6 protein-coding genes and 1 tRNA gene are annotated in these 7,895 nt (G+C 55.1%); 5 read left to right on the plus strand and 2 right to left on the minus strand.

Annotation, left to right across the window (positions count from 1 at the left end):
• Positions 1-34 precede the first annotated feature (34 nt).
• The 4 genes from HMPREF1556_RS06985 to HMPREF1556_RS06995 all read left to right on the plus strand — a co-directional run bounded on the left by HMPREF1556_RS06985 (position 35) and on the right by HMPREF1556_RS06995 (position 3,780).
• Positions 35-1,012, plus strand: a complete 978-nt coding sequence (locus HMPREF1556_RS06985; RefSeq protein ID WP_021667703.1) for an SPFH domain-containing protein — start codon at positions 35-37, stop codon at positions 1,010-1,012.
• 141 nt (positions 1,013-1,153) lie between these two features.
• Entirely contained in the window at positions 1,154-1,282 is a 129-nt protein-coding gene (locus tag HMPREF1556_RS08920) for a hypothetical protein (RefSeq protein WP_021667704.1), read from the plus strand.
• Positions 1,283-1,310: 28 nt separating this feature from the next.
• Positions 1,311-1,979, plus strand: coding sequence for a ribulose-phosphate 3-epimerase (gene rpe / locus HMPREF1556_RS06990; RefSeq protein ID WP_021667705.1), 669 nt, complete (start codon positions 1,311-1,313; stop codon positions 1,977-1,979).
• Between the two features lie 34 nt (positions 1,980-2,013).
• Positions 2,014-3,780 (plus strand): ComEC/Rec2 family competence protein, encoded by a 1,767-nt coding sequence (locus tag HMPREF1556_RS06995; RefSeq protein WP_021667706.1) that lies wholly within the window; start codon positions 2,014-2,016, stop codon positions 3,778-3,780.
• Between the two features lie 134 nt (positions 3,781-3,914).
• On the opposite strand, the gene HMPREF1556_RS07000 is transcribed toward HMPREF1556_RS06995, so the two are convergent.
• Both HMPREF1556_RS07000 and HMPREF1556_RS07005 read right to left on the minus strand, forming a co-directional pair.
• Entirely contained in the window at positions 3,915-5,648 is a 1,734-nt protein-coding gene (locus HMPREF1556_RS07000; protein ID WP_021667707.1) for a hypothetical protein, read from the minus strand.
• 1,055 nt (positions 5,649-6,703) lie between these two features.
• The gene (locus HMPREF1556_RS07005; protein ID WP_021667708.1) at positions 6,704-7,369 is read right to left on the minus strand and encodes a hypothetical protein; all 666 of its coding nucleotides are present in this window, start codon (positions 7,367-7,369) and stop codon (positions 6,704-6,706) included.
• 376 nt (positions 7,370-7,745) lie between these two features.
• Between HMPREF1556_RS07005 and HMPREF1556_RS07010 the strand changes: the two genes are divergently transcribed.
• Positions 7,746-7,820 (plus strand) — tRNA-Val (locus HMPREF1556_RS07010).
• Positions 7,821-7,895 lie beyond the last annotated feature (75 nt).

Here is a 7,895-nt window from a genome sequence, read left to right on the forward strand (position 1 = left end):
CTCTACTCTCCATCCTTAAATACTCGCTACACCTATGCCTATCGAGCTGATCATCCCAGGCATCCTCGCCATTCTGGCGGTCGTCACCATCTACAAGGGGCTCTGTATCGTCCAGCAGTCACAGACGGTCATCATCGAGCGCCTTGGTCGCTACTACCGCACCCTTTCGTCGGGGGTGAACATCATCATCCCCTTCATCGACCGTCCCCGTCCTATGCGCTGGCGCTACACCATCCCAGGGCCCAATGGTCAGACCTTCGTTCGCTTCACGGAGATCACTAATATCGACCTACGTGAGACCGTCTACGACTTCCCTCGTCAGAGTGTGATCACCAAGGACAACGTCGTCACCGAGATCAATGCGATCCTATACTTCCAGATCGTCGATCCCATGCGTGCCATGTATGAGATCCAGAACCTCCCCGACGCTATCGAGAAGCTGACCCAGACGAGCCTACGTAATATCATCGGTGAGATGGACCTCGACGAGACCCTTACCAGCCGAGATACCATCAACAATAAGCTCCGTATCATCCTCGACGAAGCCACGAACAAGTGGGGTGTCAAGGTCAACCGTGTCGAACTGCAGGACATCAATCCTCCACGTGATATCCGTGACGCCATGGAGAAGCAGATGCGTGCCGAGCGTGACAAGCGTGCGCAGATCCTCAATGCCGAAGGGCAGAAGGAGGCTACAATCCGTGAGTCCGAAGGACGCATGCAGCAGGCCATCAACCATGCCGAAGGGGAGCGCCAGGCACAGGTACTCCATGCTAAGGCAGAAGCAGAAGCTAAGCTCCTCACCGCCGAAGCTGAAGCACAGGCCATCCGTAAGATCGCCCTTGCTGTCGAAGGTTCGGGTGCTAATCCTGCGCAGTACCTCATCGCAGTACGTTACCTCGAGACCCTGAAGGAGATGACTTCGGGCAAGGATAATAAGACCGTCTACCTCCCCTACGAGGCATCGGGTGTCCTCTCTTCACTGGGCGGGATCAAGGAGCTACTGAAGTAGCCTTCCCCCTCACCCTTCTCTACGACCGCTTCCTCAGCCAAACAATAGAGCTCCATATAGGAGCGTTATATCAGTGCTTCGAGATGCTCCACGCTCGAGCACTCGAGGCACTGATATTCATTACCCTAACCCCAGTTGCTTATGACCCAACCCTACTCCCGTACAGACAAAGAAAAACTTGATCTTATTGCCCGTACCGCCTTCGAGCGCACCCAGCCTCGGCATCAAGAGACGCTGAGACAGCTCCGCATACTAGCTGCGCTCGTCTAGTCCCCTCACCCCCTCATTCCCTATCCCAATGAGTAAGCGACAGGCGATCATATCGCCTTCCCTCCTCTCGGCTAACTTCCTGCGCCTGGAGGATGACGTACGCCTCATCAATGAGAGCGAAGCCGATTGGCTACATATTGATGTGATGGACGGGGTCTTCGTACCCAATATCTCCTTTGGGTTCCCTATCCTTGAGGCCATTCGTCCTCTGATCAAGAAGCCTCTGGATGTCCACCTCATGATCGTGGAGCCGATGAAGTTCGTCCGTGAGCTCGCTACCCTCGGGGTGGACACGATGAATGTCCACTACGAAGTCAGCCCACACCTGCACCGCTCTATCGGTGCGATCAAGGACGCTGGCATGAAGGCAGCTGTGACACTCAATCCACATACGCCCGTAGAGCTGCTCACCGACGTCCTCGATGAGCTGGATATGGTGCTACTGATGAGTGTCAACCCTGGCTTCGGTGGTCAGAAGTTCATCCCCCGCACCATAGACAAGGTGCGTCGCCTACGGCAGATGATCGACGAGCGTGGCCTCAGTACGCTCATCGAAGTCGATGGCGGTGTCAACGCTAAGACTGGTGCTGACCTCGTCGCTGCAGGTGCTGACGTCCTCGTGGCTGGGAGCTACGTCTTCTCTCATGAAGATCCCAAGGCAGCCATCCATAGTCTTAAGGAACTCACTCGCCTCTAAAGTCCGAGCAAGCTACGAGCGAGGACGGCTAAGAGTGATCGAAGATCATTGGCTCGCTAGCCCTATCTTCCGCCTCCTTGCCCTCGTCATCACGGGCTACCTCTCCTACGAACTCATCCCCCATCGCTGGCTAAGCTTCGGCTTAGCTATCGGTGGGGGATGTGCTTTTTCCCTAGGTGCGCTGGCGAGTCTCCGTGGGGGAAGGGCGCTCAGCGGTGTGTGGGGTGCTCAGCGTCAGCTAAGCCGGGGCTTGCGCCTAGGTCTCTACCTGCTCCTTATCCTATCGGCCCGTCTCTACTATGTGCATACGATGGAGCGAAGTACGGGAGGGCTCTTACCCCTTGGGGGAAAGCTCACGGCGATCATCGAAGCTCAGGAAGCTAGCCCAGAGCCTGTCGGAGAAGGAGGTACAGGGACTGAGTCCGTCGGTGGTAGGACAAAGGCTGTCGGTAGAAGGATTGGGGAAGTCGATAGTGCTACCAATAGGGAGGTGCATGGCGCTGAGAAAGGTGCTCCCTTCGACTCGCCTCGGGGTGAGGAACAAGGAGGCGCTACGTCCAACCCTCGTCAGCAGGGAGCGTATCAGTTGCGTCTTCGCTTGCTTTCTCCTTCGGGAGCTTCATCCCTGCTCCTGCTTTCGCTCCGCTCTGTGCCGAAGGGCGGGGAGAATCCCCTACAAGTCGGGGATACACTTGCCTTCCGTCCTCAGCGGGTGAGCTATACCCGTGACCTCCTTCATAGGCGATCGAACTACGGGCGCTACCTACTTAGCCTCGGCGCTGTGGGTAGGGGTGTGGGCGAAGGGCTGTACGTTCGACCCGCTTCTTCTATGACGCTCCTTGTCACTAGCCCTCGACTGCTGGCTCTTCGGCTGAGAGACCGGCTTGCCGAGCGTCTCTCGGCTACCTCACTTCGGCCGGAGACGAAGCGCTTACTCCTTGGGATGACGCTTGGTCTTGTGTCGCACGATGCTGAGGGGCGGGCACTCCGTCAGTCATTCGCTCGTGGTGGTGTAGCCCATCTGCTAGCGGTCAGTGGCTTCCATCTCGCTGTCGTCGTCGGAGCTGTGGCCTTGCTCCTCGGAGCTCTCCCGAAGCTCCGAAGGCGAGAGCGCTTACGCTGGTCGCTACTCCTCGTCGTAGCCTGGACCTTCACCCTGATCTCGGGCTGTAGTGTGCCGACGCTCCGTGCCTCGGGGATGCTGACGCTCTATGCCGGTGGTCGTATCCTTCGCCGTCCCACCAGCTTCACCGAAGTGCTTGCACTACCCGCCTTGCTCCAGCTCGCCTGTAGTCCGCTGAGTCTCTTCAGTGCCAGCTTCCTCCTGACGTACTTAGCGCTGGTGAGTATTCGCCTTTTCTACCGCCCCATCTGGGGGATGCTGGGGAAGCTCCAGCACCCACTCATGCGCTACCTGTGGGGTTGTCTTGCTCTCAGCCTCGCAGTACAGCCCCTCCTCTTCCCGCTGAGCCTCTACCTCTTCGGTGCGAGTTCGCTCGCCTATCTATGGACGACCCTTCTGGTGCTTCCGCTGGCGACGCTCCTCATCCCTGTGGGGCTACTCCTGATGCTCGTGCTGTCGCTGGGCTGTGTGCCACCGATGCCGATCCTGGGGCTGATGGATCAAGGGGCGTCGCTCCTGTACGAAGGGGTCGCTTGGGCTGAAGGTCTCCCCCTCCTTCAGGTGCATCTCCCCCTCTCATTACCGATGCTCGTCGGCTACTATGCGCTACTTGCCCTCCTCTTTCTCCTGAGCTCTGCCCTTCGGGATAAGCCGACTCCGATAGTCCTCCCCGCCTGACTACAGCCGTACAAATAATAAGGACGCCCCCCAGTGTAGGAGATCCTACACTGGGGGGCGTCTCTGTATCGGTCGACTAAGCTGTGGGGTGGGGGCGGATCACAAGCACCGAGCCCCGACATTCCCGCAGAAGTCTAGTCTTCGTTGATCATGCTGAAGAGTTCTTCGGCTGCAGCTCGGGGGCCCGTCTTGGTCAGTCCCTCGACAGCTAGGCCGGTATGCATCTCCCCGACCTTGACCTGGCTGTCGAAGAGTGCCGTGAAGAACTGACGGATCAGCTGACCAGCCAGCTCCTGCTCCTGCACAGGACCGAAGGGATTAGCGAAGTACGAGGTGACAAGTCCCTGCTCCGTCGTCGTCCCCTTCGCACGACGAGCGCCGGCTTCGAAGATCTTGATCGCCTCTTCCATATCATCGAAGAGGCTGATCTTCTTAGCTGCATCCTCGTAGTTATTGGCATAGAGGAAGTAGTCTACGGGGAAGCCCTTAGAGATCAGTTCATACGTCGAGATAGGTATCGTGACTCGGGCGTTGACCTTGTCGGGATTGGTGTAGATCCCTCGGTCAAGTTGGCTGAAGGCATAGGTAGGATCGAGGTCGTCTGTACGGACGAAGGCGCCGATCTCTGTACCATAGGCACGCACGATACCATCTTCGCCGAGGCGTAGGAAGCCCATATCGTCGAAGATGACACGCATATGTCGGATGTACTTCTCATCGAGTGTGCGGAAGGCTTCTAGGCTTTCGCTCTTCCCAGCACCACTATCGCCCATGATGATGATATTAGCTTCACGGCCGTTCTTCAGGATGATGTTGACCATAGCACCATGGATGGGGAGGTTGCCACGGCTCATCTGCTTGAGGTTGTGCAGCGTGAGGAGCATCTTCTTCATATAGCCGAAGTAGTCGATCTCATCGCAGTAGTTGGCGTAGCCGATGAGGATGTCGTTCTTCTTGTCCTTGTAGTAGAAGGTGCGCTTCTCTTCATGCCCGTCGGGATAACCGAAGATGTAGATCATATCGGGCTTCTTGCCGACGTACTCATCTTCCTTAGCGAGCTCGAAGAGATTGGCCAGTCCGAGCCCGTGGCACATGAAGTCCTTGTGGAAGTATACGAAGGCCAGCAGGTCTCCTACCTTAGCGGGGTAGAGGAACCATTCATCCTCGTTGAGGATCATATTGGCCACGGGGTTGATCGTATGCTCACGGAAGATCCCATCACGGGTATTCTTCTTCGTGTACGTCACGTAGGGCGGGTTGATGACGATGGAGTTGATGAAGGGGATAGCGGATAGTCCCTTGTACTCCATCGGATAGTTCCAGGGGGCATCCATCAGGATGAGCCCTGCATTTGCCCCAGCAGTCGTCTGGCGGTAGACTTTACTAGCGAAGCCGTTTACGACTTCCTTCGTGCGGCGGTAGATGGAGAGGATGAGCTCATTGAATAGCTCGTAGGCCTGGACGAAGCGTACATTCTGCACCCCGTCACCTTGACGCTGGTTGTGGACGACGGCGATGCGCTCCATGCGACGCCAGTAGTGGTAGAGGAGTTCTACGACTTCGAGGAAGAGATCACGGTCCTTGAAGAAGGGCGCATACTTATTGTTGACCTCGAGTATCTCGTCGACGTCGCAGACACTCAGTAGACGGATGACCTCCATGAAGTCACGGATGAGCTCGTCTTCATCGCGGAAGCCCTCGATGAAGGCGTCATAGATGACGGGATTGTCTCTACGGAGCGAGGCGATGAACGACTCGACGACACGCCCATAGGCGTAGCTGGTGAGGATCTTACGACGATTGTCGCAGTACTTAGAGGTGAAGTTGATGATCGCTCGACCACGGTTGAGGGTGAATTCCTGTAGCATTTCTTATGGGATGGTTAATAGCTGAGCAGTGAAGTACTACCACAAATATAGATAAACTTCTCTAATCAAGGGTAGGGTCTACTTATCCTGGTTTTTCGTTGCTTCGATAGGTTCGTTGTTTGCTTGCTGTTTGTGGGTGCGTATGAGCTGTGACGTCGGGCTTAAGTGGCTGATCAGTGCCGTCATCCGTCGGCTCGGTGTCTACGCAAACGTACGAAGAAAGGCGAAGAAATACAAGCCCTCACCCTCGCCCCGACCAATATACCGAGGGCTAGGTATCCGTCCGCTCCTCACTCCCTCCCTGGCGTCACCCCCTTCCCTTCCCATAGTCCGCCCCGCTCCCAGCTGAAATGCCCTCCGCCTCTACGGCTCCTTCCCCCTCTCATTATAGCCACTCAGCTAGGCCTTTGCAGTTACTTCGCCTTGCCTTTACGGCTACTTCGCTCTGCCCTTTCAGGTAGTTGCTCCCCTTTTCCCGGGAACATAGCACTAACCTCTCTATTCATCCTTATGAGTCTCTCCCCGAGGAGAATATAGCTAGACTGAAGGCTGTGCTAGGGTAAAAGCTTATCCCGAGGGGGATCTCCTGTGGAAGTGAAGCGTGTATCTTTTATGGGAAGGGAGATAGGGCGATTAGAATGAGTACTAATCTTCTGCTAGCTCTTGGGATGCTGTGGAGACGCACGGGGGAACGGCTAGGAGATCGGCTGTGGCTTTACGATGGATAGTAGGCGGAATTACAATGCAATCGAGGGGCGATTACAGAAGAATAAGGGCGGAAAGGCATTAGATTAGGTCGGGACTTACGGGAGATGGACTGAGGGGCTATGGTAGGTCGCTGGAGGGATGTATCATGGGGCGCAGGGACGACTCGCCGTAGGTTGGTGAAGCAATCTATAGTAAGACCCTTTAGTATCCTTTTCTGAGTTCCCCGCCGAAGGTCGATTTATGAAGCAAAATCAAAACAGGTACGACCATCTGACGATACCACTATCGTCAGATGATCGTACCTGCACTTTGGACTCGCTTAGAGTCGGTCTACGGATCGGGTAGGATCATGAGAGTAGGTACCGATAGATGAGGTAGCCGATCACCACGACTGCCGCAATGATCTTGGCTATGAGCTGATAGCGTGCGCTGTCTTCTGGCCCTGCGGTATAGTTCTCATATATGATTTCTGAAGCGGGAAGTCCGAGGTCGCTTTGCTTGATGGTGTGCAGTTCAAACTGATCGGGCTCAGCTTTCTTACCTAAGAGCACATAGGGTATATCGTGGCGCAGTGCGGCCTTTCTGTAAGGGATCCCATATTCGGGCAATGTATAGATGACGACCCCATCGAAGGCATCACTGATCATCGAGATATTCGTGGGTTTCTTGGCATATACTTTGGTGTGCTTTCCCGTCTCTGGCTCCAGAGTCCAGTAGTCCGGACCCGCACCCATCATTGAGTCGTAGCGCATAGATCCATAATCAAGAGTGGCGACACTGGCCTTGATCTGCTCTAGAGTTTCTTGAGCTATTTCCGTGCCTTCGATAGGGAAGGCATAGACGCTGTAGAAGTTCTCGCTATAAAGGAAGCGACGGATGGGATAATTCCTAATGATGCGAGCCTCGGAGAGCTTCTGGAAGCGCTTCCTTAGCTTCTCGATCGCCTTGGGATTGTAGCCTTCTGGTAGAGTCCCCCCGGCGAGTGCTGATGTGAGTTTTGAAATTTCGTCCATGGGATAGCCTGTACTTATTGATTGGGTATCACTTGTAAAGTTAGTAAAGTTAGGGGAACGCAAAATGCATACGAGGTTCTTGCTCCTCCCTTGTTCTGAAAAGCTCTGATGATGCTCCCCTTCAAGATGCGAGTAAGTATATCTTGTGTGACCATCGTGGTAGTACATTCTTCTCTCGGTATAGGTATGTTTCCCCTAGAGTATATCGGGCTCGTGCACAAGCTGAGCCTTGCCTGGAGCAGTGGCAGATCGGACTAGCATCCTTCGGGACAGAAGGTCATGAAGGAAGATATCGCCTCTGAGTTTTGGGGGATTAGATAAGTTTTCCTACCTTTGCCGAGCAAAAAGGACGTTTTTTGCCTCTAACCTCCACTTCGGGCCTATAGCTCAGCTGGTTTAGAGCACCTGCCTTACAAGCAGGGGGTCATAGGTTCGAATCCTATTGGGCCCACATCGGAGCGCCGAGCACGAGACGTCAGAGTATGCACCTATTGGGGCCTATAGCTCAGCTGGTTTAGAGCACCTG

This window comes from Porphyromonas sp. oral taxon 278 str. W7784 (assembly GCF_000467855.2).
In the GTDB taxonomy this organism is placed as follows: Bacteria; Bacteroidota; Bacteroidia; order Bacteroidales; family Porphyromonadaceae; genus Porphyromonas.

Excerpts from the sequence above, each read along its gene's own strand:
- HMPREF1556_RS06985 (WP_021667703.1), top strand. The coding sequence starts at position 35 with ATGCCTATCGAGCTGATCATCCCAGGCATCCTCGCCATTCTGGCGGTC.
- HMPREF1556_RS08920 (WP_021667704.1), top strand. The coding sequence starts at position 1,154 with ATGACCCAACCCTACTCCCGTACAGACAAAGAAAAACTTGATCTTATT.
- rpe (WP_021667705.1), top strand. The coding sequence starts at position 1,311 with ATGAGTAAGCGACAGGCGATCATATCGCCTTCCCTCCTCTCGGCTAAC.
- HMPREF1556_RS07000 (WP_021667707.1), bottom strand. The coding sequence starts at position 5,648 with ATGCTACAGGAATTCACCCTCAACCGTGGTCGAGCGATCATCAACTTC.
- HMPREF1556_RS07005 (WP_021667708.1), bottom strand. The coding sequence starts at position 7,369 with ATGGACGAAATTTCAAAACTCACATCAGCACTCGCCGGGGGGACTCTA.